The following is a 25,931-nucleotide window of genomic DNA, read 5'->3' as shown; positions in this document are numbered from 1 at the left end:
CTCCGGGTGCTCAGCCCTCGGCCAGGAAGCCGTGCAGGCGGATCCTGGCGAGACCACCGTCGGGGTGGATGTCCACCCTGACGTACGCGGCCTCGGGCGCGTCGGTGATGCGGAAGCGGTGCCGGGTGTCGGGCAGCAGGCGGGTCCTGGGCAGCAGCGGGAACCAGGTGGCGCCGTCCGCGCTGCCGGTGACGGAGACCTCGGCGGGGGCGTTGAACACCAGGTTGGTGGTGTCGATCTCGGCGAGCCTGACGATCCCGGGCCCCGCCAGACGGATGACCAGCCAGTCGTTGCCGCCGTCGCGGCGGCGGGCGGTCTCCCAGCCCTCGGCCTGGTGGCGGGCGAGGCCCGGGGAGATGGCGTTGTTGGGCGAGGAGTAGAACTCGTTGGAGCAGGCGGTGACAAGCGCGCCGTTCTCCAGCGCGGCCAGGTCCAGGCCGAGTCCCTCGTACACCGACAGGTCGGGCCTGATCTCGCCGTGCACCCGCAGCCTGGCGATGCCCCCGTCGGGGAACATGTTCAGCCGCACATGGGTGTAGCGGCGCTCTCCGGACACCTCGAAGAAGTGCTCGGCGTCCCCCTTGAGGTCGCTCATGGGCACGATCTCCACCCAGTCGGCCGCCTCCAGTTCGGCGACCGTCGGATAGCCCTCGGCCTCGCACGCCTCGACGGAGGCGTGCGGCGGGTAGTTTCCCTTGAACCAGGCGGTGTCGATCACGACACCCCGGACCACCCCGGGCATGCCGAGCCTGACCAGGGCCCAGTCGTGGCCGGGTTCGCGCCGCCTGCGGGTCTCCCAGCCGTCGTAGACCTGGCCCTTGGCGCCGAAGGTGTGCGGGCGGAAGCCGGGGCGCCCCGGCCTGATGAGGCTCTCCTTCTCCGCGAAGGACTCGTCGTTGGCCGCGATCACCGAGCCACCGAGGGCACGCAGGGCGAGGTCGGGCAGTGCGGTGAACTCGATCAAGGAGAGAACCTTTCTCACGGGGAGCGGAATCCTGGCCGCCGGATCGTTCCGCGGGAGCGCTAAAGCAGGACGCCCCTGAAGTCCTTCCCCACGGCCCGGCCGCGCAGCCAGGTCGTGCGGACCGTGCCGGTGAGCGTCCTGCCGTGATAGGGCGTGACCGGGTTCCTGTGGTGCAGCCTGGTGACGTCCACGGTGTGGACGGCGTCGGCGTCGAAGGCGACCAGGTCCGCGTCTGCGCCCTCGACGATGGCGCCCTTGCCACGCAGCCCGGCCAGTTCGGCCGGGCGGGTGGCCATCCAGCGCACGACGTCGCCCAGACCGTGCCCGCGCCGCGCCGCCTCGGTCCAGACCGCGGTCAGGCCGATCTGGAGGGAGGAGATACCACCCCAGGCGGCGGCGAAGTCGGGCACCTTCAGGTCGGGGGTGGAGGGCGAGTGGTCGGAGACGACGCAGCCGAGCACCCCGTCGGCGAGCCCGCGCCAGAGCTCGTCGCGGTTGGCCGAGGCACGGATCGGCGGGCAGCACTTGAACTGGGTGGCGCCCTCGGGCACCTCCTCGGCCACCAGCGTGAGGTAGTGCGGGCAGGTCTCCGCGGTGAGCCTGATCCCCTCCTGCCTGGCCCTGGCCAGCGGTTCCAGGCAGAGCGCGGACGACACGTGCAGGATGTGCGCCCGCACCCCGGTCTCCGCGGCCAGCGCGGCGACCCGCTCGACGGCACGGCGCTCGGCCTCCCCGGGGCGGGAGTCGAGGAACTCTGGATACCGCGGTCCCACCGGGTCCGCGAGCAGCGCGGGGTCCTCGGCGTGCACGACCAGCAGGCCGTCAAAGGAGGCGATCTCCACCATGGCCGCCCGCAGCCCGTCCGTGTCCAGCGGCGGGAACTCCTCCACCCCCGACGGGGACAGGAAGCACTTGAACCCGCGCACACCCGCCTCGTGCAGCGCCCTCAGGTCCGCGACGTTGCCGGGGATCGCGCCGCCCCAGAAGGCGACGTCCACCGCGCACTGCCCGTCCGCGGCGCTCCTCTTCACCGCCAGGGCGTCCGCGTTCACGGTCGGCGGCAGCGAGTTGAGCGGCATGTCCACGATGGTGGTCACCCCGCCCGCCGCGGCGGCCCGGGTGGCGGAGGCGAACCCCTCCCAGTGGGTCCTGCCGGGCTCGTTGACGTGCACGTGGGTGTCGACGAGGCCCGGCAGCAGCGCGACGCCGCCGAGGTCGACCTGCTCGGCGGCGTTCAGCTCGGTGTCGTGGGCGTGCACCCCGACGATCCTCCCGTCCCTTACCGCGACGGCCGCCGGTCCCTCTGTCCCGGGCAGCACGGCCCGGCGGGACCGGATGACCAGATCCAGCACGTCCTCAGCCCTCGCACTCATCGGCTCTCCGTTCCTGCCCGCTTCTCGCCGCGGAACGCGCCGGTCCGGGCACCCGTGCCCCGCCCACGTTCATCGGCCCCGCGTCCCCTTCCCGCTCCCTCCGCGCCCGCTCCCGCCGCGCCCGGACTGCGCCGGGACGGCGCTCAAAGGTGCCTCTCGGCGACCGTGCGCGCGAGCCGTTCGAGCAGCGGGCCCGCCTGCGACATGCACACGGCCGGGTCGGGCTCGATGTCGGTGAGCGCGTAGGCGGCCGTGATGCCTGCCGCGCTCAGTTCCTCGTCGCCGAGAGCCCGGCGCCCGCAGACCACGACGACGGGGACTCCCGCCTTGGCCGCGGCGCTCGCGACCCCCGCGGGTGCCTTGCCGCGCAGCGTCTGCTCGTCGAGCGAGCCCTCACCGGTGACGACGAGGCGCGCGCGCTCCAGGCTGTCGTGGAATCCGAGCAGGTCGAGGAGGTATTCGATGCCGGGCCGGAACTCGGCGGACAGGAAGGCCAGTGCGGCGAAGCCCACTCCCCCGGCGGCACCGGCGCCCGGCCGCCCGGCCACGCCCATCGAACGGACGACGCCGTCGTGCTCGGCGGCCCCGACCAGGCCGTGGGTGTGCGCGGCGACGGCGGCCAGCCGGGCGAGGGCGGCGTCGAGCAGCCTCACCTCGTCGGGGCTCGCGCCCTTCTGCGGCCCGTACACGGCGGCGGCCCCGTGCGGACCGAGCAACGGGTTGTCCACGTCGCCCGCGACAACGAACTCGACATCACCAATCTCGATAAGGCCAGATTTATCGATTTTTACCAGGTTGCCGAGGGCGGCTCCACCAAACGGGAGCTCCCGCCCTTCGGCGTCCAGGAAGCGGACGCCGAGCGCCCGCATCATGCCCGCACCCCCGTCGGTGCAGGCGCTGCCGCCGAGACCGAGCACGATCCGCCGGGCCCCGCGCCGTACGGCGTGGGCGATCAGCTCGCCGGTACCGTGGCTGGTCGCGGTGAGGGGGGCCGTCTCGACGCCCTCGTGCGCGAGCGAGCCCGCCGCCGGGGCGACCGGCCCCGAGGCGGCCGGCAACCGCCGCAGCCCCGACGCCTCGGCCAGCTCGACGACCGCGGTGGCCACATCTCCTTCCCCGAGGGCGTCGCGCCAGGCGTAGGAGGCGAGAACCGGCTCACCGACGGGGCCGGTGACCTCGACCTCGACCCGGGTGAACCCGCAGGCCACGACCGCGTCCACGGTGCCGTCACCGCCGTCGGCCACCGGCAGCGCGACCGTCGCGACACCGGGCCCGAGACCCGCGGCGATCCGCGCGGCGACCTCGGCACCGGTCAGCGAACCCTTGAACTTGTCCGGGGCGATCACTACATGTCCTGACAACTCAGACAACCCTGCTCCCTAATGGCGGATGAGCGGCACGCGCCCCCCGCCTGTGCGAGCCGGCGGGGAGCGAATACCTGACCTCGGTGAAACGGAGAACAATCATCACATCCACCGCTGAGCGCCCCCGACGCCCGGTCCTCATCCGCCGACCTTCTGGCCCGCGGTGAAGCCCTGCTCGGCGGCCAGCCGCATGAGGCGGCGGTGGGCCTCGCCACCGGCGCGGCCGAGTTCGTCCTGGGCGACGGTGCGCAGCTCGTCGTCCTCGACGACGGTCTCGCCGCCCACCAGCAGCCGGGCCAGCGGTGGCTGCCGGGTGCCGAAGACCAGGGCGCAGACCGGGTCGGCGACCGCGGAGGCGAAGGCCCCGGTACGCCAGAGGGCGATGTCGGCGAGCTTTCCCACCTCCAGCGAGCCGAGCTCCTCCTGCCGGCCCAGGTTCCTCGCCCCGCCCAGGGTGGCGATCTCCAGGGCCTGGCGGGCGGTGAGCGCGGTGGGCCCGTACCTGGCCCGCTGGAACAGCAGGGCCTGGCGCATCTCGCCGGAGAGCGAGGTGAGCTCAGCCGAGGCGCTGCCGTCCACCCCCAGGCCGACGTTCGCGCCCCTGCGCAGCATCTCGGAGACGCGGGCGATGCCGGCGCCGAGGCGGCCGTTGGAGCTAGGGCAGTGCGCGGAGCCGGTACCGGTCTGGGCGAAGACGTCGATGTCACCGTCGCTCAGGTGGACGGCGTGGGCGAACCACACGTCCGGGCCGAGCCAGCCGAGCTTCTCCATGTAGTCGACCGGGCGCTGCCCGACCTGCCGCAGGCAGTGCTCCTCCTCGTCGAGAGTCTCGGCGAGGTGCGTGTGCAGCCGTACCCCCTTGGACCTGGCCAGCGCGGCGGCCTCGGTCATCAGGTCGGCACTGACGGAGAACGGCGAGCAGGGGGCGACCGCGACGCGGAGCCTGGAGGAGAAGGACGGGTCGTGGTAGGTGTCGACGGCCTCGGCCGTGGCGTCGAGGATCTCGTCGAGCCGTTCGACCACCACGTCCGGCGGCAGGCCGCCCTGCGACCTCCCCCGGTCCATCGAGCCCCGGGCGGGGTGGAAGCGGAGCCCGACCTCCCGGGCCGCCTCGATCTCCGCGGCGAACAGATCCCCGCGCCCGGACGGGAAGATGTAGTGATGGTCGCTGGAGGTGGTGCAGCCGGACAGGGCCAGATAGCCCAGCCCCGCGCCCGCCGCGCCCTTCACCACCTCGGCGTCCATGGCGGCCCACACCTGGTAGAGCGCCGTCAGCCACTCGAACAGCGTGGCGTCCTGGGCGAGTCCCTGGGAGGCCCACTGGTAGAGGTGGTGGTGGGTGTTGACCAGGCCGGGGGTGGCCAGGCAGCCGGTGCCGTCGATCCTGACCGCACCCGGTACCGCCGGGGCGGGGCCCGCGCCGAGGGCCACGATCCGGTCACCCTCGACGTGGATGTGTCCCGAGGGGATCTCCGGGCCCACGACCGGGGCGATGTGCACGTTCTCGATCAGGATGGCGCTCAACGAGACTCCATCTCCTCGCCGCGCGGCCCCGGATTCGCACCGGCCTTGCGGGCCGCGGCGAGGCGTACGGCGTCGAGGATCTTCTCGTAGCCGGTGCACCGGCACAGGTTGCCCGCCAGGGCCTCGCGGATCTCGGTGTCGGACGGGCGTGGGATCCGCTCGATCAGGTCGTGGGCCTGGACGACGAGGCCGGGGGTGCAGAACCCGCACTGGACGGCTCCGCACTCGACGAACGCCTCCTGGACCGGGTCGAGCCGGTCGCCGTCGGCGAGTCCCTCGACGGTGCGGACCACGCGGCCCTCGGCCTGCCCTGCCGCGACCAGGCACGCGCAGACGGGCACCCCGTCGAGGTAGACGGTGCAGGAGCCGCACTCGCCCTGCTCGCACGCGTTCTTGGAACCCGGCAGGCCCACCCGTTCGCGCAGGACGTACAGGAGGCTCTCGCCCTCCCAGACGTCGTCGGCGGTCTCGCTGCGGCCGTTGACCGTGAAGGTGACGCGCATCAGCCTGCCCTCCTCTCGAAGCGCCCGGAGCGCAGCTCGTTCCACGCCCAGGTCAGGGTGCGCCGCGCCATCACCGCGATGGCGTGACGCCGGTAGTCGGCGGTGCCGCGCACGTCGTCGATCGGTGAGGCGGCCTCGGCGGCCAGCTCACCAAAGCGCCCGAGCAGCGCGGGGTCGAGCCGCGCCTCCCAGTCGAGTTCGGCGGCCAGGAACTCCTCGGCCGCGACGGCGCGCCGGGGGGTCGGGGCGGCCGAGCCGATGCCGGTACCGACCCGGCGCTCCGCGGGATGGAGCGCGATCGCGAACGAGCAGACCGCGATCACCATGGCGTTGCGGGTACCGACCTTGGAGAAGTACTGCGGGCCGCTCGCCGGGCTCATCCAGAACGCCCTGATCAGCTCGTCGGGTTCCAGCGCGCTGCGCTTGACCCCGAGGTAGAAGGCCGCGGCCGGGATCATCCGCACGCCCCGGGCGGCGGAGGCGACCTCGATGACCGCGTCCGCCGCGAGCAGCGGCGGGTGACTGTCCCCCGCGGGCGAGGCTGCGCCGAGATTGCCTCCCACCGTGCCCCGGTTGCGGATCTGCGGCGAGCCGACGGTACGGGAGGCCTGGGCGAGACCCGGCAGCCGGTCGCCCAGCTCGGCGATCAGCCGGGCGTACGACACGCCCGCACCGACCCTGAGCCTGCCGTCCGCCTCCTCGCTCCAGGTCGCGAGCTCGGCGATCCGGTTCAGATCGAGCAGCCCGGCGGGCCTTCGCACGTCGAAGTTGAGCTCGACCATCATGTCGGTGCCGCCCTGTATGGGCGCCACCTCCGGCCGGTCCGCCTTGGCGGCCAGTGCCTCCGCCCAGGTGGCGGGTCGCAGGAAATCCACGGTCATCACTCCCAGGCGAAGCGGGCGTCGGGGGTGTCGTCGCGGAGCACGCTGCCCTCGATCAGCCCGTAGGGACGGTCGGCGGCGTAGAACACCTCATTAGGGTTGTCCAGCCCGAAGGGGGTGAGGTCCACCAGGAAGTGGTGCTTGTTCGGCATCGCCAGGCGCACCTCGCAGACCTCTTTCCGGGTGTTCAGCACCCGCTCGCCCATCGCGTAGAGCGTCTGCTGCAGCGACAGGCTGTAGGTCTCGGCGAACGCGCCGAGCAGGCAGCGGCGCACCTCGTCGTAGGACTCCCCGTAGGGGGAGTCCCCCGAGGAGTCCCCGTGCGGGGGCACGCCTGGCAGGTGCCGCCAGCGGGCCGAGACCTCGGTGGCCAGGACGCGGTCCCTGGTGGGTTTCAGGGTGGTGTACTCGTCCTGGGCGAAGCCGGAGAACTCCGACCCCGTCGAGTTGAGCACCACCAGGTCCCTCAGCCCGGAGACCACGGTGGTGGTACCGTCCCGGTCGTGGTGGACGACGCAGGTGCGCGTCTCCCTGCCGGAGCGAACGAAGGAGTGCTCGGCTCCCGGGGCGGAGTCGCCGTTCACCGGTATCCGGTCCCAGAAGTGCTCCTCGATCTCCACCCGGGCGTGATGGACCGTGGGCTGGGAGTCCACGTAGTGACGGGCCAGCAGGATCGCGAAGTCCTCGATCTGGGCGACACCGTGCTTCCTGGCGAAGGCGTACACGGTGTTCTTCTGCGTGTCGGTCGGCAGGACCGCGGCGTTGTCGCCGGTGAGGTGGACCGCCTCCATGTCGCCGGAGAGTGCCGAGCCGACGGTGACGTCCTTGATGTGGTGGACGTCACCGTCCCTGACGACACGGACCAGGCGGGTCTCCGCCTTGCCGTAGCGGTTGGGTCCGAGAACGACGGGCATGCTAGCTCCCTCGATACGTCGAGTAGGCGAACGGGCTGAGCAGCAGGGGCACGTGGTGGTGCTCCCCCGGGTCCGTCACCGTGAAGTCGATCGAGACCCGCGGGTAGAAGGCGTCCACCGCGCGGGCGGCGAAGTAGTCCCCGGTCTCGAAGACCAGCCGGTGGGCGCCCGCCCCGCACGTCCATCCCGCGATCCGCCCGTCGGCGTCGGTGACGCCCTCGGCGAGCACCTCGCCGTCCCGTTCCAGGCGTACGGCGACACCCGCCGCCGGCCTGCCCAGGGCGGCGTCGAGCACATGCGTGGACAGGCTCATGTGGCCGCCCCCAGGAGCTTCGCCAGCCGCAGACGGATGATCTTCGCGAGCTCGGCCCTGACCACGTCCCGCTCGGTCTCCTCGTCGTTGCCGAGTCGCTCGGTGAGGCGGGCCAGCAACTCCTCGGCCGACAGGCCCGTGGCGCAGATCAGGTAGACGTGGCCGAACCGCCGCTCGTAGGCGCGGTTGCCCTCCGCCAGCCGGTCCAGGACCTCCCGCCCCGCCGCCGCGACCCCCGACTGCTCGCGGCGGGACCAGGCCGCCTCCCTTCCGGAATGACCGGCCACCGGGCCGCCCTCGCGTGGCGGCTCGCCGATCCTGGGGTGGGCCGCCAGCGCCTCGCGTACGCCGGACCAGTCCAGGCTCCGCACGGTGGCCTCCGCGACCTCGGCCAGCCTGTCGAGGTCGCGGTAGGGGCGCGACGCAGCCACCCGCGCGGTGAAGTCCCGGCAGGCGCAGCAGGCCAGCAGTTCGGCCTCGGCCTCCTCGGTGCTCAGCGCGTTGAAGGCGGCCAGCCCCGCGACCTGCGGCGCGGAGTGCACGTTAGACATGGGAGCAGTACACACACCAGCGGCGCGTACAGTCCAGCGACAAGCGCCCCAAACTGTGCCAAGGGTTTGCCGCAGATTTCCGCAACATACTCCAAACCTGCTGGTCTCCTTGGAGGACGTGGCCGAGCACACCGCCGGCGCCCCTCACCGATCACCTCGCCCCCGGAGTGCGGAAGGGCAGGTGAGCGGCCTGTCGGCTGGGAAGCGCCGGGGGCGACGCCTAGACTGGGGTCACCATGACTTCACTCTCCCCTATCGGCGGACACGTCTCCGTCACCGGTGGCCTCGCCAAGGGCGGGCTGCGCTACGCCTCCGACATCGGTGCCGAGATGATCCAGGTGTTCGTCACCAACCCTCGCGGCTGGGCGCTCGCCGTGGGCGACCCCGCCCAGGACGCCAAGCTCCTCGAATCGGGCGTGCTCTCCTTCGTGCACGCGCCCTACCTGGTCAACATGGGCTCGCCCAGCGCGGAGACGCTGGAGAAGTCGGTGGCCACCGTGCGGCACAACCTGCTGCGCGGCCACGCGATCGGCGCGAAGGGAGTGGTCGTCCACACGGGGTCGGCGGTGAGCCAGTCCCGCGACGAGGCGCTGCGCCAGCTGCGTGAACATCTCCTGCCGCTCCTGGATGAGATCCCCGACGACGGGCCCGACCTGCTGCTGGAGCCGATGGCCGGGCAGGGCGCGGTGCTCTGTGCGACGGTCCAGGACCTGGAGCCCTACCTGGCGGCCCTCGACTGGCACCCCAAGGCGGGGGTCTGCTTCGACACCTGCCACGCCTTCGCCGCCGGGCACGACCTGTCGACCTCCGAGGGCGTCAAGGAGACTCTGGAGGCCCTGCACGCGATCGCCCCCGGACGGCTCAAGCTGGTCCACGCCAACGATTCCAAGGACGTGTGCGACTCCAGGAAGGACCGGCACGAGAACATCGGCTCCGGCCACATCGGCGCCGAGCCCTTCGCCGACATGCTGAGCCATCCCGTGATGGCCGGGGTGCCGTTCTGCATCGAGACACCGGGCGGCGCCGAGAAGCACCGCGAGGACATCGAGGCGCTCAAGAGGCTCCGCGACCGGGTGAGTTCCTGACCTGCCGGAGGGTCGGACGGGACGCCCGTCCTCGTGATCCGGCCGCCCCCGTGTGGCCGGATCACGGTCCGGCCCGCTGGCTAACGCGGGCGTCCCGTCGTATCGGAGAGCGGCGACCCCTCCCCCTTCCGGTCAAGGACCCGGTGGCCGGATGCCGGCGGTCACCCCGTGTCCGCGCACCAGGTCCTGTGCGAGCCTTACGGCCCTGTCCCCCCTGATCCGGCGGGTCTCGCTCTCCGATGAGGGAACACTAGAGGCGCGTCCAGACGAGCGAGCGGCGCTTTCCCGCCAGCGCGATTAACGGTCAGTAGTTGTCGATGTGCGGAGAGTGCCGACACGACGAACGGCTCACGGCGGGCGACGAACGGTCGATCGGGGGCTCGTGGGACCCCTGGGACCCGCCCGTGCCGGGGAAACGCCGATGAGCCGTACGACCGTGGAACGGCGCACGGAAGGCGCGAGGTCGGTCGGCGCGCGGAGACACACGAAGGAGACGGCGACCGTGAAACGGTCGACCGGAAGCCCGCACGGGTGCGAATCACCGTGCGGGGGCCCGTGGAGAGCGTGCCGCGGTTACCGCAGGGCGGCCGCGGAGGGCAGGGGCCTGGCCCGGACCACACCGGGGACGGCCGGGCGGTCACGGAACTGGCGGACCAGCCGTTCGCGGACCTCGCGGGCGTGCCGGCGGCTGACCGGAAGCGTCTCGTTGCCCACCCGGAGCATCACCCTGCCGCCGTCGAAGCGCAGCTCGCTCACGTGCCGCACCGAGACCAGCGTGCTGCGGTGCACCCGGATGAACCCCGACCCCGCCCAGCGCCGCTCCAGGGCGGCCAGCGACATGCGGACCAGGTAGCTGCCCTCGTCGGTGTGGAGCCGGACGTAGTCGCCCTGCGCCTCGGCGAACCAGACGGCCTGCTGGGGCACGAACCGCGTCCGTCCCGCGAGCTCGACCGGGATGACGTCCTCCGGCACGGGGTCGGCCGCGGCCGGAATCATGGACTCCAGGCGCCGTACCGCCTCAGCCAGCCGGTCGGCCCTGACCGGCTTGAGCAGGTAGTCGACCGCCTCCAGCTCGAAGGCCTGCACCGCGCACTCCTCGTGGGCGGTGACGAAGACCAGCCGGGGCGGATTGGGAAACCCCGCGATGAGCCTGGCCAGGTCGAGGCCGTCCAGGCCCGGCATCCGGATGTCGAGGAACACCCCGTCCAGCCGCTCGCCCGCGCCGATCATCTGGACCATGTCCTGGAGCGCGGTGACCCCGCCCGCGGCCGTGGAGACGTGCTCGATACGGGGGTCCTGGCGGAGGAGATAGGCGATCTCCTCAAGGGCGGGGACCTCGTCGTCAACGGCCAGGACTCGCAACATGACCCCACGCTGCCCTCTGAACCACACCCGCCGCAAGCCTCATGGCAACTTCAGGTAATAGTTTGACTACAAATAGCTATTGGTGGGGTGGAGCTTGGGAACGCGGAGCCGCACCGTCGTGCCCGCGTCCGGGGCGCTCTCCACGACCAGACCGTAGTCCTCGCCGTAGATCTGGCGGAAGCGCACGTCGACGCCCGCCAGCCCGATTCCGCCCTCCTCTCCCTGCGGCGCGGAACCGTCGAGGAGCCCTCTGGCACGCTCGGAGGACATGCCCAGGCCGTCGTCCTCCACGCTGATGTGAGCCTCGGCCCCGGCGTCACTGACCACCACCCGCACCTCTCCACGACGTCCCGCGGCGGCCACGCCGTGCTTGACCGCGTTCTCCACCAGCGGCTGCAGGCAGAGGAACGGGACGGAGACCGACAGCACCTCCGGCGCGACCCTGAGAGTGAAACGGAGCCGGTCGCCGAACCTGGCACGTTCCAGGAGCAGGTAGCGGTCCACGCAGTGCAGTTCCTCGGCGAGGGTGGTGAAGTCGCGTGCCCGGCGCAGCGCGTACCGGTTGAAGTCGGCGAACTCCACCAGCAGTTCCCGCGCCCGCTCGGGGTCGGTGCGGACGAACGAGGCGATGGTGGTCAGCGCGTTGTAGACGAAGTGCGGAGACATCTGGGCGCGCAGCGCCCGCATCTCCGCCTCCATCGTCCGCCGCCGCGAGGAGTCGACCTCCGCCAGCTCCAGCTGCCCCGAGACCCACCTGGCGACCTCGGTGACGGTCCGCACCAGTGCCACGCTCACCACGGCGTCATACGCGGCGAGCGTCCCGACCACCCGCCCGTCGACGGTGAGCGGTACGACGACCCCGCCCCTGGTGGCACAGCCCGGCGTGTCGCAGGCCGGTTCGTCCCCGGTCACCACGTGCGGGCGCGCCGAGGCCAGTACGGTCCTGGCGTGCTCGGGCGCGTGGTCGCGGTGGCAGCCCGCCGCGCCGTCCCAGGCGAGCAGGCCGCCGCCGTCGGCGACCGCGACGGCACTGGTGCCCAGCAGGGTACGCAGGTGGCGGACCGCCTTACGGGCGGACTCGTGGGTGAGCCCGGACCGTAGCGAGGGAGCCGCCATCGCCGCGATGTGCAGTGTCAGGAAGGTGGCCTCGTCCGTCGGGCCGCCCTGCCGGTCCGGGGGCCGCCGGCGCGGGCGGGGAAGGGCGAGTCCGAGAAGGGCGCTGAAGGCGCAGAGCAGCACCCAGCCCATGGTCGACATGCGGAAAACCGTAGTCAACCCACCCCGGAGATCGGGGGCGAACGCCGATCACGAGCCGATCAGGGCGGGCCTTCGCCCGCTTCCTCCTGATAGGAGTAGCGCTGCTCACGCCAGGGGTCGGCGATGTTGTGATAGCCGCGCTCCTCCCAGAAGCCGCGCCTGTCCTCCAGCAGGTACTCCACGGCGCGCACCCACTTGACGCTCTTCCACGCGTACAGGTGCGGGACGATCATCCGCACCGGGAACCCGCGTTCCAGGGCGATGGGCTTCTCGTCCAGCTCCAGCGCGAGCATCGTCTGTGCGCGGTCGAAGTCGCCCATCCGCACGTTGGCGCTGTAGCCGTACTCGCCCCAGATCATCACGTGCTTCACACCGGGCGCGGGCGGGGCGACCTCCATCAGCGTCGCCGCGGCCACCCCGCCCCACTCGTTACCCATGATCGAGAACTTGGTGACGCAGTGGAAGTCGGCCACCACCGTGGTACGCGGCAGCGCGGAGAACTCGGGCCAGGTGAAACGGTGCTGCTCACCCGAGGCCGTCGCCCCCATGACGTGCAGTTGCCAGGTCTCCGGGCGGAACCGGGGCACCCGGCCGTAATGGATCACCGGTCGGCCCCGGGGGACGTACTGGCCCGGAGGCAGGCGAGGCTCCTCCCACGAAGGTTCGGACTGCTCCACCATCACTCCCTCCGCCGTTTCCCCTACGGCACGTGGTAATCCTGCCATCGCGGACTTTCCGCCGCCTCAGCGGCTACCGAATAGCGTTCTTCCGCCTGGTTGGACGGGAGTGCTCTGACCGTGCGCTATCATTTCCCACTATGCGTGCAGCGTTCTGGTTTTTTTATGGCGACGGACCCGTGAGTCGGACCGTTCGCCACCAGATGCTGCGCTGACAGCCTGGCGAACAGAAGGCCCCGGGTCCGGTTTCGGACTCGGGGCCTTCTGCTTTTCCCGGCCTTCATCGAACACACCACAGACCTCGGAGCCGGCCGGAACCGGCCGGAGCCGTCGAAGAGGGAGAGACATGGTCATCGTCATGGGACCCGGCGCCACGGAGCAGAACGTCGAGGCGATCGTGGAGGTCATCGGCGCGGCGGGCGGCGAGGCGTTCGTCAGCCGGGGCGTGAGCCGCACGATCATCGGCCTGGTCGGCGATGTCGCCCAGTTCGCCACCCTCGATCTGCGGAGCATGACCGGAGTGGCCGACGTGATACGGGTGAGCGCGCCGTACAAGCTGGTGAGCCGCGACAACCACCCCGAGCGGTCCACGGTCCGCGTCGGCGGTGTGCCGATCGGTCCCGGCACGGTCACCCTGATCGCCGGCCCGTGCGCGGTGGAGACCCCCGATCAGACCCTTCAGGCCGCCCGGATGGCCGCGGCGGCCGGAGCCACCCTGCTGCGCGGCGGCGCCTACAAGCCCCGCACCTCCCCGTACGCCTTCCAGGGGCTCGGCGAGGCCGGCCTGCGCATCCTCGCCGACGTGCGCGAGCAGACCGGGCTCCCGGTCGTCACCGAGGTCGTCGACGCGGCCGACGTGGAACTGGTGGCCTCCTACGCCGACATGCTCCAGGTCGGCACCCGCAACGCGCAGAACTTCGCGCTGCTCCAGGCCGTCGGCGCCGCAGGCAAGCCGGTGATGCTCAAGCGCGGGATGAGCGCCACCATCGAGGAGTGGCTGATGGCCGCCGAGTACATCGCCCAGCGCGGCAACCTCGACATCGTGCTGTGCGAGCGTGGCATCCGCACCTTCGAGACCGCCACCCGCAACACCCTGGACGTCTCCGCGGTGCCGCTCGCCCAGCGGCTGTCGCACCTGCCGGTCATCGTCGACCCGTCCCACTCCGGTGGCCACCGCGACCTGGTCCTGCCGCTCACCCGCGCCGCCATCGCGGTCGGCGCCGACGGCGTGATCATCGATGTCCACCCGCGCCCCGACCAGGCCCTCTGCGACGGCCCCCAGGCGCTGGTCGACAGCGACCTGGACGAGCTGGCCCGGGTGATGGAGCGGTTCCCGCCGCTGCTGGGCAAGGTCGCGGCCGTCGACGCCCTGGCCCCCGCCTGACCCACCCGCTCGCCACGGCCCCCCGGCCCCGGGTACGCCCTCGGGGCCGGGTGATCCGATCTCAGGCGTCGAGCCGGTACTCCTGCAGGGATCCGGCGAGCTGGACGGCGAGCTCCTCGGCGTCCAGACGACGCTCGATCTTCTTCAGGTCGGCGACCTTCGCGGCGGTCTCGGCGCGGCGGGGGGCCAGCAGCGAGCAGCAGTCCTCGTCCGGCAGTTCGGAGATCGCCAGGGTTCCGATGCGGCGGGCCTCGGCCATGATCTCGGTCTTGTCGAGGCCGATGAGCGGACGCAGGATCGGCATGTCGACCGCGTCGTCCTGGGCGGTGATGTTCTGCAGGGTCTGCGAGGAGACCTGGCCCAGGGAGTCGCCGGTGACCAGGGCGCCGGCGCGCAGGCGTCGGGCGACCTCCTCACCGGTCTTCAGCATCAGACGGCGCTGGGTGATCACCGCCAGGCGGTCCTGGCCGGAGGCCTTGATGGACTGCTGGGCCTTGCCGAAGGGGACGACCCACAGCCGGGACCCGCCCTGGAACCTGTCGAGTGCCCTGACCAGCGCGTACGCCTTGTAGATGGACTCGGAGGTGGTGAAGGGGATGCCGGAGAAGTGCAGGAAGTCGACGCGCAGGCCGCGGCGCATCATCCGGTAGGCGGCCACCGGGGAGTCGATGCCACCGGACATCAGGACCAGGCCCCGGCCGCTGGTGCCGACCGGCAGCCCGCCCTGGCCCGGCAGCCCGCCGGTGAAGACGAACGCCTCGTCGCGGTCGACCTCGATGGAGACCACCAGCTCGGGGCGCTTCAGGTCGACCGGCAGTCCGTAGATGTCGTTGAGCTCGCCGCCGACCGAGCGGTCCAGCTGCATCGAGGTGAGCGGGAAGCGCTTGTCGCGGCGGCGGGAGCGGACCGCGAAGGAGACGCCGCGCCTGACGTCGTCGCGGTCGGCCAGCAGCTCGATGGCGGCCTTGGTGATCGCCGAGGGATCCTTGGCCACCCGCCAGGCACGGTGGATCCAGACCAGCCCGGGAACGTACGAGACGCGCTCGGCGACCGTGTCCGCGACCTCGACCTCGGTGCCGTCCGGCAGGAAGAGCGCGATGACGCCGTGGCGCTGCCGGACGTCGACCTTGACGCCGACATCCTTCAGCGCGGCCTTGATGTTGGCCTGCAACCTCCGCTCGAAGAGCTCACGGTTGTTGCCCTTGAGGACGACCTCGCCCAGTTTGAGCAGAACGCAGGGCTCGCCCAAGGCGGACATGGTCATGGTGCAACCTCCGGTGGAGCTTCGAGGGGATATGCGGGGCTTCGTGGTAGGGCTTCGTCAAGTCTCTCGCGCGTTCGCGCAAAGACAACCTCTCGACCTTGTTACTTTAGTCGGCACTACGACTCGTCGAGGCCCTGCTCGATGGCGTAGCGGGCCAGTTCCACCCGATTGTGGAGCTGGAGCTTGTTCAGCGTGTTCTGGACGTGGTTCTGCACGGTCCGGTGGGAGAGCACGAGACGCTCGGCGATCTGCTTGTAGGACAACCCCTTGGCGACCAGGCGGAGCACCTCGGTCTCCCGCTCGGTCAGGCGGGGTGTCGCCTCGGGCGCGGGTCTGACCGCCAGCCTCCGATACTCCCCCAGCACGAGCCCGGCCAGCCCGGGGGTGAAAACCGCGTCGCCCTCCGCGGTGCGCCGGACCGCGTCGAGGAACTCCTCCTTGCTCGCGGATTTCAGCAGATATCCGGAGGCTCCCGCCTTGATGGCCTCCAGCACGTCCTCCTGCTCGCCGCTGGCCGACAGCACCAGCACCCTGGGCGGCGGCTCCGAGGTGGCCAGCCTCCTGGCCACCTCGACTCCCGGCAGGTCGGGCAGTCGCAGGTCCAGCACCACCAGCTCGGGCCGGACCGCCGCGGCCACCCGGACCGCCTGCCGCCCCTCCCCGACCGCGGCCACCACCTCGTATCCGGCCTCGGCCAGGTCCCTGGCCACCCCGTCCCTCCACATCGGGTGGTCGTCCACCACCATCACGCGCATTGGCCTACCTTAGGTCCGTTCCTCCGGAGGTGTCCGTCCGTCGGTCAGCCCGGCCCGCCCACCGTCGCGTCTAGCCGGCCGGCACCGACATCTCGATCTCGGTGCCCCGGCCGGGAGCGGAGATCACACTGACCGTGCCGCCGAGGTCCGCGACACGGCCCCGGATGGACTGCACGACGCCGAGCCGCCCGTCGGCGGCGGCCTCCTCCAGGCGTCCGGGGGCCATACCCGGCCCCTCGTCCCTGACGGTCACGGTGACCAGTCCGCCGTCACTCTCGGCGAAGACCCACGCGGGCGCCCGCGCCCCGCAGTGGCGGGCGACGTTGTCCAGGGCGGCCCCGACCGCGGCGGCCATCTCCGCCGCGGTGGCCGCGGGCAGGATCAACGGGGTCGCCGGGGCCGAGACGGTGACCGTGGCCGAGCCGTACCTGTGCAGCAGGGCGCACAGGTCCGCGGTGCCCGCGGCGGGTGCCTCGGGCCTGAGCCTGACCAACTCGCGCAGGGCGGCCTCCTGCTCGCCCGCGAGCCTGCCCAGTTCGGCCGCCTCACCGCCGATCTCCTGCCCGCGCCGCTGAACCAGCGCGAGCACCTGGAGCACCGAGTCGTGGATTCCCCGGGCGAGCCGCTCCCGCTCCCGCCCTGCGACCTCAAGTTCGATCGCCTGCTCCATGCGCTCCTCGGCCTTCTTGGCCAGCCGGGCGACGTGCCCGACGACGGTCCCGGCGAGGAAGAGCAGGACGGTGCCGTTGATCGGCAGCGTCTCGAAGCCGCCTCCGGGGACACCGTGCAGCCACAGGTCGGCCAGCGAGACGATCAACGCGGCCACGGCCCCCAGCCGCCGCCCGCCGTACACGCCCCAGGCGAGCACCGCGCCGCCCATCCAGGTGCCGGTGATCGGCAGGCTGCCCTCCTGGTAGGCGCCCTGTACCGCCGGGGTGGCGAGCAGGCAGCCCACGGTCACGAGCATGTCGGCGGCGAGCAGCGGCCGGCCGCGGAGTTCCTCGACGGAGTAGGCGAAGATCGCCCCCGCGGTCCACAGCGCCATGACGCCGATCACCAGCCAGCCGATCGCCGGGTGGGCGTACCCCCCGGCGCGGATGAGCAGAACCGCCGCGTATCCAAGGGATGCGACGCGGAACACCGCGACCGCCCGCCAGAACGGCCCCTCGATTCCCGTCACACGCCAGCCCTACCTCTCAACAAGAAAGCGGCGTACTGCAATAATCCACCGATTTCTCTCTCACGAAAAACTGGAACATGTCCCACATAGATCACTTTTCTTACGGCCTGCTCACCCCCGTGCTGGCCTACGTCATGTCGAGCGTCGGATGCATGCTCGGCCTCCTGCTCACCGCCAGAGCCCGCGAGGCGGCGGGGGCGGCACGGGTCCGCTGGCTGATGGGCGGGGCACTGTCCATCGGCGGCACCGGCATCTGGGTCATGCACTTCGTCGCCATGATGGGCTTCTCCATCGGCGGTGGCCAGATCCGCTACGACGTGCCGCTGACGATCGGCTCGGCGGCCCTGGCCGTCGTCATCGTGGGCGCGGGCCTGTTCCTGGTCTCCTACCAGGGCGAGAGGTTCGTGCCACTCGTCTCCGGCGGCGTGCTCACCGGTCTCGGCGTGGCGGGCATGCACTACATCGGCATGTTCGCGATGAGAATGCCGGCCCACCTCTCCTTCGATCCGGTGCTGGTCGGGGTCTCGGTCGCGATCGCGATCGCCGCGTCCATCGTGGCGCTCTGGTTCAGCCTGCGGATCAGCGGCGTGCTCGCCACCGGCGGCGCCGCGATGATCATGGCCCTGGCGGTCTGCGGCATGCACTACACCGGCATGTTCGCGCTCGAGGTGCACCCCCGGCTCTCATCCGCGCCGCTCGGAGGGGCCAAGGGCATCGACTTCATGCTGCCCACGCTGGCCGTGCTGGGCCTGCTGACCCTCGGCCTGCTGCTCACCGTCATCCTGTCACCGTCGCAGCCGGAACTGGACCACGACGCCACCCTGCTGGCCAGGCTGGAGAACCGCCGCGCCGAGGCCCGGCTGCACGAGCCGGTCACCCCGCCCGCCGCTCAGGGGCCGAAGGGCCCGTCTCTGTTCGACTCCCAAGAGCGATGATGTACGGCCTGCGCCCGCTGGGCCGCTTGGACAGGGCGCAAGCCGTACATGGAGGGGAATCGCAGGCGGCCGGCCGCCCAGTCAGGAGGCTAGGACCGGACACTTGCAGAACGCTTGCAAACGGCCACCCTCCGCGAGCGGCCGCGGTGACGGCTCAGCCGAAGAAGACCTCGGCCTCCTCGTAGCGGCCGGCCGGCACGGTCTTCAGTTCCTTGGTGGCCTCGTCGAGACCCACCCGCACGATCTCGGTGCCCTGGAGGGCGACCATCTTGCCGAAGTCGCCGTCCTGCACCGCGTCGATGGCCTGCAGGCCGAACCTGGTGGCCAGCACCCGGTCGAAGGCCGTGGGGGTGCCGCCACGCTGGATGTGGCCGAGCACCGTGGTGCGGGCCTCCTTGCCGGTGCGCTTCTCGATCTCGCTGGCAAGGTTCTCGCCGATGCCGCCGAGCCTCACGTGGCCGAAGGCGTCGAGCTCGCCCGCCTGCAGCGTCATCTGGCCCTCGACCGGGTGCGCGCCCTCCGCGACCACGATTATCGGCGCGTACTTCGTCTTGAAGCGGGACTCGACGTAGGCGCAGACCCGGTCGATGTCGAAGGGCTTCTCCGGGATGAGGATGACGTTGGCGCCGCCCGCCATGCCGGCGTGCAGGGCGATCCAGCCCGCGTGTCGGCCCATGACCTCGCAGATCAGCGCGCGGTGGTGGGACTCGGCGGTGGTGTGCAGGCGGTCGATCGCCTCGACGGCGATGTTGACCGCCGTGTCGAAGCCGAAGGTGTAGTCGGTGGCGTTGAGGTCGTTGTCGATCGTCTTGGGCACGCCGACGACCTTCACCCCCTTGTCGAAGAGCTGCTTGGCCACACCGAGGGTGTCCTCGCCGCCGATCGCGATCAGCGCGTCGATCCCGCCCTTCGCGAGGTTCTCCTTGATCTTCTCAACGCCGCCGTCGATCTTGATCGGGTTGGTCCGCGACGAGCCCAGGATCGTCCCGCCGCGCGGCAGGATGCCGCGCACGGCCTCGATGTCCAACGGCATGGTCTCGCCCTCAAGGGGACCCCGCCAGCCGTCGCGGAACCCGACGAACTCATGCCCGTGGACGCCCACTCCCTTACGCACGACAGCGCGGATAACGGCGTTCAGGCCGGGGCAGTCGCCGCCCCCGGTGAGCACTCCGATACGCATGACATCCTCCGGTTATGAGTCCGAGCCAAGATGATCAGACTAAAGGGCATGGGTCGATCGGCGACGGATTTCCGCCACCGACGGAACGCATTCTGCCGTCAGATGCGCCAGTGGTCTAGACCAAATAGAACTAGTCACCATATGTCACCTCCCCGCGATCGACGGAGAAACAGCATTTGAGTGCCTCCACCGGGCACGAGGTCCGGCTCCGAGCGGGTCGCGCACGTCACGGGCAGATGCAGGAGAGGACACCGCGGCCTGGCCATCGCATGAGTCGTACCCGCCCGGAACCACCGGCTCCCTTCTCATCGGCGGCTCAGGGCAGCGGCAGCACGCAGGACGGGGTGCCGACGGCGAAGACCTCCCCCGCAGGTCGCGGGACGCCGTCCTTCAGCGGGAGCACGGCGACGGTGTCCGAGTGCTGGTTGGCCACGTACATACGGCCGTCGGCGATGGCGAAGTGCCTCGGCCAGGCGCCGCCGCAGGCGACCTCCGCGACCGGCTTCAACTCGGGGCCGGCGAAGACCGAGATCGTGTCGGGACCCCGGTTGGCGACGTAGACGAGCCCGCCCAGGACCTCCAGGTGTGAGGGCTGGTTCCGTCCCCCGCTCCCGCTGGCCGGGGCGACATGGATCTCACGCCATTCGGCGTCGTAGGCGCGCACGGTGCCGTCCAGCTCTCCCGCCACGTACCAGTGGCCGTTCGCCATGGCCATGTGCCGGGGGCCCATGCCGGGGGCGAGCCTGACCGGTCCTTCCGGGTGCGGGACCACCTCGTCGCCGACCAGGTAGCGACGGATCTCGTCGGTACCCAGGTCGCTCACGTACAGCACGCCGTCGGGGCCGAAGACCGCCTGGTGGGCGTGGGCACCCTCGCGGTAGGGGAAGATCCACGTGTCGGTCAGCAGGCCGGATCCGTCGATGCCGTGCACGCTGAGGGTGCCGTCGCCGTAGTTGGCCACCGCCAGGCGCGTGCCGGTGGCGTCCACCGCCAGGTGGCAGGGGGCCGACCCCTCGCTGGGCCGCTGCGCGAGCGGGCTCAGCGTGCCGTCACCGGCGCGGGCGAAGACGCCGACCGTGCCGCGCTCGCCCTCCCCCACCGCGTACAGAACCGGGAGGACGGGGTGAACGGCGAGGAACGACGGCCCGGAGGCGGGCGTCGCGCCGAGCCGGGCGAGGCTTCCCAGCTCCACCAGGGTGATCCCCGGCCCGGCCCCTTCGGTGTCCGGGGTGTACCCACCGATGTACGCGACCTCAGCCATCATGCTCCCGCCATGGGCACGGCACGCGCCGCCCCTGCTCATCGTCCGTTCTAAGGCAAAATGCGAAGTTAGCGCAGTTAGCCGGTGATCTCACAGTTACCCACCCGCAAAGATCTCTCACCATTTTGTTGACCCGGTCAATGAATTCGTTGATGCTGTCAAGCATGGAGAGACACGTGGCGAGGGTCCGGGCCTTCAACCGCTTCTACACCCGGCTCATCGGCGTGCTCCACCAGGGCATCCTGGACACTCCCTACTCGCTCACCGAGATGAGGGTGCTGTTCGAGCTGGACCGGGCGGACCGCATGGAGACCGGCGACCTGCGGCGGCTGCTCGGGCTCGACGCCGGATATCTCAGCCGGATGCTCGCCGGGTTCGAGGGCGACGGGCTGGTCGTCCGGAAGCGGTCCGCCACCGACGCGCGGCGGCAGGTGGTCGAGCTGACCGACGAGGGCCGGACCAGGTTCGCGCTCTTCGACGGGCGCGCGGCCGAAGAGGTGCGCGAACTGCTGGCCGGGGTGACCGACGAGGACCGCGGGCGGCTGGTCGCGAGCATGGCGGCCATCGAGGAGATCCTCGGCCGGAAGCCGAGGACGGACTCTCCTTACGTCCTGCGCCCGCTGCGTCCGGGCGATCTCGGCTGGGTGATCTACCGGCACGGCACGCTCTACAGCTCCGAGCAGGGCTGGGGCATGGACTTCGAGGCGCTGGTGGCCAAGGTCGCGGCCGGCTACGTGGACCACCACGACCCGGCGCGCGAGGCGGGCTGGATCGCCGAGGTGGACGGCGAGCGGGCCGGCTGCGTCTTCTGCGTGCGCAAGGACGACGAGACGGCCCAGTTGCGGTTGCTGCTGGTCGAGCCGTCCGCGCGGGGCATGGGCATCGGCAGCCTGCTCGTGGGGGAGTGTGTGCGCTTCGCCAGGGCCGCGGGCTACCGGCGGATGAGGCTGTGGACCAGGGACGTGCTGCTGGGCGCCAGGCGCATCTACCGGGCGGCGGGCTTCGAACTCGTCGAGAAGGAGCAGCACGGCGACATCGTCGACGAGATCTGGGTCCGCGACCTCTGATCTCGCCCCGGACCCCGCGCCGCTCCTGATGGGCGAGCCGTTCGCCGCTTCACAGGGAGCGCGTGCAGGAGGAGGTCCGCGAGCTGTGGCGGCGGGCCGGCACGACCGTGGTCTTCATCACCCACAGCGTGGACGAGGCCGTCCGCCTCGGCACCCGGGTGCTCGCGCTGAGCGGCGGGCCCGGCCGGGTGCTCTCCGGCCATACCGTCGGGGAAGCACGCGCCGCCGTCCGGCGCCGGGTGCCAGCGCAGCCCGCCGATCCGGCTGCCGGTACGGGCGACGATCCGGCTGGTGAACCCCTCGGGCAGCGCGACCCCGTTGGCGTCGGGCTCGCCGAGCGGACCGTAGGGGCTCTTGAGGCTCGGGGCGACGGCACCCGCGCCCCCTGCCAGAGCGAGCCCGCGAGAACCGCACCGGCGGTCAGACCTCCGGTGCGCACAAACGTTCGGCGAAGCATGGCCCCTCCTCGTCGTCCCTCACGGTACGCCGCAAGCCGATCGAGCTCACATGAACGCCGAGACTCCTTGAGCGCAAACTTTGCGCGAACCGAAGGACAAACATCCGCCAAACCAGGTCGGTCTATCACCAAGATCGCCATCTGTCCCGCCGGACGCGTCCACAGTGGAGTCTTCACCGTCGTCGGATCGGGAGGACCGTTGAGCGAGGGACTCGCGTTCGCGAATCCAGTCTTCGAGACCACGCCCCGGGTGGGCACCCGCCGAGCTCTCGTCTTCCTCGACTCCCCGCCGGACACGCTCCCGCCCTCGGCCCCCGATCCGCTCCAGGCCCCTGTCCCGCACCCGGCCCGGCCACACGACCGGGCCACGACGCCGTCCCCCGGCACCCCCACCACCGGGCCGCACACCACCGATCCGCACGCCGCGGGGCCGGGTGCCGGGCGGCCGGACGCACGGCTGGCGAGCGCGCTGCGCGCCGAGGGGTTCACCGTCGACGCCGAGACCAGCGGCGGGGCGAACGCGGACGGCGAGCGGGTGTGGAGCCTGCTGCGCTCGGCGCGGGAGGGGGACCTGCTGCTGATCCGGCTGCCCGCCGACGGCGGCTGGACCTCGGGACAGCTGGGATCGATGATCGGCACGTTCGGACGGCAGGTCGGCGAGTCGCTGGCGGCCGCCGTGCTGCTGATCGTGGACTTCGGCTGGAGCGCCCTTGACGGCTCCGCCGAACCGGTCAGGCAGCTCGCCGTAGCCGGGGAGCCGAGGGTGGCGGCGGCGGCGCTGACCCTCACCCTGAGGCTCGACGAGACGGTGCCCGGACCGGTGCGCACGCTGACCGACGTCATCGCGGAGGGCCTGCTGACGCGGGCCGCCGACCTCGACGGGGACGGGACGATCAGCGTCGGGGACCTGCATGCCTACGCGCTCGCCCGCTACATGGCGGTCTCGGCCGCCCGCACCCCCATCCTGATCGCCTACGGAGCCGTCGCCGGTGTCGCCCTGACCCCGGCGAGGGACGCCGCCGCCCCACACGCCGCCTTCACCCACGCGCTGGCGCGACTCGGCGATCACGCCCCGCCCAGCTGCGGAATCGAGATCGTCCGGCGGGTCTACGAACTCCACCTGAGCGAGCCGGCCAGGGAGTTGCTGCGCAGGGCCGCCCTGCTCGACGAGGGCGAGCCGATCGACGAGATCCTCGGCGACGCCGCCGAGCTCAGGCAGTGGGGCCTGCTGGGCGAGACGACCACGTTCGTCCATCCGGACGTGCGGAGCTTCGGCCACTCGCGGCTCTCGGCGGCCGAGCGGGCGCAGACCTCGGCGCTGCTCCGCCGCCACCGGGCCGGGCTCCGTACGGTACGGCCCCGGGCCAGGCTCACCGCCGACCGGTGGACCACCGAGGACCAGCTCGGGCACCGGGTCTACGCCGAGGCCATCGCCGCGTTCGTCCGCCACCCCGAGACCCGGCCCCCGCTGACGATCGGCGTCAAGGGGCCGTGGGGCACCGGCAAGACCTCCCTGATGCGGATGATCCAGGACCTGCTGGACCCCGGGGCCGCCGGGGACGATCCCGCCCCGATCCATCTGCCCGGCTCCCGCGCGGAGCGGGCGCTGACCAACGCCGAGGTGCTGGCCAGGACCGGCCGGCGCCCCAGGGGGAGCGCCGGGCGGGCGGAGCCGGACCCGCTCCCGCTCCCGCTGCGGCGGGCGGACTGGCGGCCCACGGTCTGGTTCAACCCGTGGATGTACCAGAACGGTGAGCAGGTCTGGGCCGGACTGGCACACGAGATCATCAGTCAGGTCACCCGGCGGCTGCCCCGCGCCGAGCGGGAGCGGTTCTGGCTGGAGCTGAATCTGTCCAGGATCGACCGGGAGGCGGTCCGCAGCCGCGCCTACCACCTGGCGCTGACCCGCCTGGCGCCGGTGGCCCTCGGCCTGGTCGCCACCCTCGTCCTCACCGGGGCGCTGCTGGCCGCCGCCGCGCTGCTGCCCGCCTTCGGCTCCCTGCTGGGGAACGCCGCGGCGGCCGTCGGCGCGGCGGGCGCGGCGGCCGTGGTGGGGGCGGGCGCGCTGCGGCTGGCCCGGTTCTTCGGGGAGTCGGCGGACAACGCGTTCCGCGGCCTGGTCACCCAGCCCGACCTGCTCGGCCCGGGTGCGGCCGACGGGGCGGGCGGCGAGGGCGCGACCACCCCCGGATACCGGTCCAAGACCGGCTTCCTGCACCTGGTGCAGACCGACATGCGGCAGGTTCTCGACCTGGTCGCCACCGAGGAGCGCCCGCTGACGGTGTTCGTGGACGACCTGGACCGCTGCTCGTCCGGAACGGTGGCGCAGGTCATCGAGGCGATCAACCTGTTCCTCGCCGGCGAGTTCCCCAACTGCGTGTTCGTGCTGGCCATGGAGCCGGAGATGGTCGTCGCGCACGTCGAGGCCGCCTACCCGGAACTGGCCGGGACGCTGCCCACCGGCGGGCGGTCCGGCCTGGGCTGGCGGTTCCTGGAGAAGATCGTGCAGCTACCGCTGAGCGTGCCACTGCTGGACGACGCCGACCGGCTGCCCGCCTTCGTACGGGCGCTGCTCGGCGTCTCGGAGGCCACCCGCCTCCCCGGCCCGGAGACCGTACGACCAGGTGACCCGGGCGCCACACGGACACCGAATCCGGCCGGACCGCGTCCGGCGGGTCCCCCAGCCGCCCTGGAACGGCTCGACCCGCCCCCGGATCCGGCCGGACCGCGTTCGCGCGGTCCCCTGCCTCCCGCACGGCCCTTCCCGCACGACGCGGCCACGCCGGGCTCGCCCGGCACCGCCACGCGGTCGGGAGCGGCCGTGCAGGGGCGGCAGATGCCGGGCGCGCGAAGACTGGAACTGTGGGCGCCGGTGGAGGCGCTGGGACCGCCCCCACCGACGGACCTGACGGGATCGCACCCGGCACCGGGCTCGTGGGCGGCCGAGCCGCCGGACCCGGTCCAGGTGAGCCGGTTGCAGGACGCCATCTGGGCACTGCGCCCGACCACGACGACGCTCGACGAGGCGGCCCGGCTGGCCCAGGACGCCCTGGGCATCGAGTGCTCGGACGCCGTCGGCGGCCTGTGCGCGGCGACCCGCGAGGCCGCCGACCGGGTCTTCGACGACCTCTACAGCGACGAGAACGCCTACCTGGCGATCGAGTTCGTGCTCCCCGCGCTGACCTTCTTCAACCCGCGTGAGATCAAGCGGTACGTGAACGTCTTCCGCTTCTACTCGTTCCTGACCTACCGCCGCGCCCTCGCCGGGGCGGCCCCCGCCTCGGACGGCGAGGTCGCCAAGCTCGCCGCGCTGGCCGTCCAGTGGCCGCACCTGCTGACCCTGCTGGCCAGGGAGATCGACGGGGTGAGCATCCTGCGCCGTCTGGAAGCCGCCGCGAGCGACGATCCGGCCTGGGAGCGGATCGTCCACGAGACCGGCCTCACCACCCACGACTCCCCCCACCTGGACTCCCTCCGCGACCTGCTCTCCCGCCCCCACCCCATCGCCGATCTGGCCCGCTATCTCCTTTGATCGCCGAATATCCGATAACGGTCTGATGATGTTGGCGATGGGCTGCGGCCGACCTACCTAGCGTTGCGGGCGTAGCCGATCCGGGCCGCTCTGCCGCGTCCGGCGAGGGGCGGTGGGTGATGGCGAGAAAGAAGAAGGCGACCCG

The 25,931-nt window shown here is 71.8% G+C and carries 22 protein-coding genes; 5 read left to right on the top strand and 17 right to left on the bottom strand.

The genetic code is table 11. The features are described 5' to 3' along the window. Positions 1-10: 10 nt before the first annotated feature. The 9 genes from alc to uraD form a co-directional block, all read right to left on the bottom strand. Complete coding sequence (gene alc / locus ACQP0P_RS16040; protein WP_433377038.1) at positions 11-964, bottom strand: allantoicase; 954 nt, start codon at positions 962-964, stop codon at positions 11-13. 59 nt (positions 965-1,023) lie between these two features. Then, entirely contained in the window at positions 1,024-2,337 is a 1,314-nt protein-coding gene (gene allB / locus ACQP0P_RS16035; RefSeq protein WP_433377035.1) for an allantoinase AllB, read from the bottom strand. Positions 2,338-2,480: 143 nt separating this feature from the next. Further along, positions 2,481-3,707, bottom strand: coding sequence for a glycerate kinase (locus ACQP0P_RS16030; RefSeq protein WP_433377032.1), 1,227 nt, complete (start codon positions 3,705-3,707; stop codon positions 2,481-2,483). A gap of 132 nt (positions 3,708-3,839) precedes the next feature. Beyond that, positions 3,840-5,225, bottom strand: coding sequence for an 8-oxoguanine deaminase (locus ACQP0P_RS16025; RefSeq protein ID WP_433377029.1), 1,386 nt, complete (start codon positions 5,223-5,225; stop codon positions 3,840-3,842). Next, positions 5,222-5,728 carry a (2Fe-2S)-binding protein gene (locus ACQP0P_RS16020; RefSeq protein ID WP_433377026.1) on the bottom strand — a complete coding sequence of 169 codons (507 nt, stop codon included), beginning with the start codon at positions 5,726-5,728 and terminating at the stop codon, positions 5,222-5,224. Before ACQP0P_RS16020 ends, ACQP0P_RS16025 begins: the two co-directional genes overlap by 4 nt. Further along, positions 5,728-6,603 (bottom strand): FAD binding domain-containing protein, encoded by an 876-nt coding sequence (locus tag ACQP0P_RS16015; RefSeq protein ID WP_433381905.1) that lies wholly within the window; start codon positions 6,601-6,603, stop codon positions 5,728-5,730. Before ACQP0P_RS16015 ends, ACQP0P_RS16020 begins: the two co-directional genes overlap by 1 nt. Before the next feature lie 5 nt (positions 6,604-6,608). Continuing rightward, complete coding sequence (pucL, locus tag ACQP0P_RS16010) at positions 6,609-7,523, bottom strand: factor-independent urate hydroxylase (protein WP_433377023.1); 915 nt, start codon at positions 7,521-7,523, stop codon at positions 6,609-6,611. A 1-nt stretch (position 7,524) separates the two neighbouring features. Then, complete coding sequence (uraH, locus tag ACQP0P_RS16005) at positions 7,525-7,836, bottom strand: hydroxyisourate hydrolase (protein ID WP_433377020.1); 312 nt, start codon at positions 7,834-7,836, stop codon at positions 7,525-7,527. Further along, on the bottom strand, positions 7,833-8,387 hold the full coding sequence (uraD, locus tag ACQP0P_RS16000; RefSeq protein ID WP_433377017.1) for a 2-oxo-4-hydroxy-4-carboxy-5-ureidoimidazoline decarboxylase: 555 nt from the start codon (positions 8,385-8,387) through the stop codon (positions 7,833-7,835). Before uraD ends, uraH begins: the two co-directional genes overlap by 4 nt. A gap of 236 nt (positions 8,388-8,623) precedes the next feature. Here uraD and ACQP0P_RS15995 point away from each other — a divergent pair, with 236 nt between their 5' ends. Beyond that, the gene (locus tag ACQP0P_RS15995) at positions 8,624-9,472 is read left to right on the top strand and encodes a deoxyribonuclease IV (protein WP_433377014.1); all 849 of its coding nucleotides are present in this window, start codon (positions 8,624-8,626) and stop codon (positions 9,470-9,472) included. A gap of 573 nt (positions 9,473-10,045) precedes the next feature. On the opposite strand, the gene ACQP0P_RS15990 is transcribed toward ACQP0P_RS15995, so the two are convergent. The 3 genes from ACQP0P_RS15990 to ACQP0P_RS15980 form a co-directional block, all read right to left on the bottom strand. Further along, complete coding sequence (locus ACQP0P_RS15990) at positions 10,046-10,837, bottom strand: LytR/AlgR family response regulator transcription factor (RefSeq protein ID WP_433377011.1); 792 nt, start codon at positions 10,835-10,837, stop codon at positions 10,046-10,048. A 66-nt stretch (positions 10,838-10,903) separates the two neighbouring features. Further along, positions 10,904-12,094: a histidine kinase gene (locus ACQP0P_RS15985; protein WP_433377008.1), complete on the bottom strand. Its 1,191-nt coding sequence runs from the start codon at positions 12,092-12,094 to the stop codon at positions 10,904-10,906. A 59-nt stretch (positions 12,095-12,153) separates the two neighbouring features. Continuing rightward, entirely contained in the window at positions 12,154-12,774 is a 621-nt protein-coding gene (locus ACQP0P_RS15980; RefSeq protein ID WP_433377006.1) for a molybdopterin-dependent oxidoreductase, read from the bottom strand. 343 nt (positions 12,775-13,117) lie between these two features. Between ACQP0P_RS15980 and aroF the strand changes: the two genes are divergently transcribed. Beyond that, positions 13,118-14,155 (top strand): 3-deoxy-7-phosphoheptulonate synthase, encoded by a 1,038-nt coding sequence (gene aroF, locus ACQP0P_RS15975; protein ID WP_433377003.1) that lies wholly within the window; start codon positions 13,118-13,120, stop codon positions 14,153-14,155. Between the two features lie 61 nt (positions 14,156-14,216). Here aroF and thiI read toward each other — a convergent pair whose 3' ends face one another. The 3 genes from thiI to macS form a co-directional block, all read right to left on the bottom strand. Beyond that, complete coding sequence (thiI, locus tag ACQP0P_RS15970) at positions 14,217-15,419, bottom strand: tRNA uracil 4-sulfurtransferase ThiI (RefSeq protein WP_350924371.1); 1,203 nt, start codon at positions 15,417-15,419, stop codon at positions 14,217-14,219. 116 nt (positions 15,420-15,535) lie between these two features. Beyond that, a complete protein-coding gene (locus tag ACQP0P_RS15965; protein ID WP_433381902.1) occupies positions 15,536-16,165 on the bottom strand; it encodes a response regulator in 630 nt (209 codons plus the stop codon). A 79-nt stretch (positions 16,166-16,244) separates the two neighbouring features. After that, a complete protein-coding gene (gene macS, locus ACQP0P_RS15960; RefSeq protein WP_433376999.1) occupies positions 16,245-17,354 on the bottom strand; it encodes a MacS family sensor histidine kinase in 1,110 nt (369 codons plus the stop codon). A 77-nt stretch (positions 17,355-17,431) separates the two neighbouring features. Between macS and ACQP0P_RS15955 the strand changes: the two genes are divergently transcribed. Next, the gene (locus ACQP0P_RS15955) at positions 17,432-18,289 is read left to right on the top strand and encodes an MHYT domain-containing protein (RefSeq protein WP_433376996.1); all 858 of its coding nucleotides are present in this window, start codon (positions 17,432-17,434) and stop codon (positions 18,287-18,289) included. 154 nt (positions 18,290-18,443) lie between these two features. On the opposite strand, the gene ACQP0P_RS15950 is transcribed toward ACQP0P_RS15955, so the two are convergent. Both ACQP0P_RS15950 and ACQP0P_RS15945 read right to left on the bottom strand, forming a co-directional pair. After that, positions 18,444-19,469 (bottom strand): 6-phosphofructokinase, encoded by a 1,026-nt coding sequence (locus ACQP0P_RS15950; protein WP_433376993.1) that lies wholly within the window; start codon positions 19,467-19,469, stop codon positions 18,444-18,446. A gap of 316 nt (positions 19,470-19,785) precedes the next feature. Next, a complete protein-coding gene (locus tag ACQP0P_RS15945; protein WP_433376990.1) occupies positions 19,786-20,733 on the bottom strand; it encodes a lactonase family protein in 948 nt (315 codons plus the stop codon). 161 nt (positions 20,734-20,894) lie between these two features. On the opposite strand from ACQP0P_RS15945, the gene ACQP0P_RS15940 reads away from it, so the two are divergent. Together ACQP0P_RS15940 and ACQP0P_RS15935 are read left to right on the top strand one after the other, a co-directional pair. Next, a complete protein-coding gene (locus ACQP0P_RS15940) occupies positions 20,895-21,797 on the top strand; it encodes a bifunctional helix-turn-helix transcriptional regulator/GNAT family N-acetyltransferase (RefSeq protein WP_433376987.1) in 903 nt (300 codons plus the stop codon). A gap of 656 nt (positions 21,798-22,453) precedes the next feature. Beyond that, positions 22,454-25,786: a P-loop NTPase fold protein gene (locus tag ACQP0P_RS15935; protein WP_433376984.1), complete on the top strand. Its 3,333-nt coding sequence runs from the start codon at positions 22,454-22,456 to the stop codon at positions 25,784-25,786. Positions 25,787-25,931 lie beyond the last annotated feature (145 nt).

The sequence above is a fragment of the Streptosporangium sp. CA-115845 genome, from assembly GCF_050943795.1.
In the GTDB taxonomy this organism is placed as follows: Bacteria; Actinomycetota; Actinomycetes; order Streptosporangiales; family Streptosporangiaceae; genus Streptosporangium.
The sequence above is the reverse complement of the archived record's forward strand: the minus strand, read 5'-3'. Positions and strand labels throughout refer to the sequence as shown.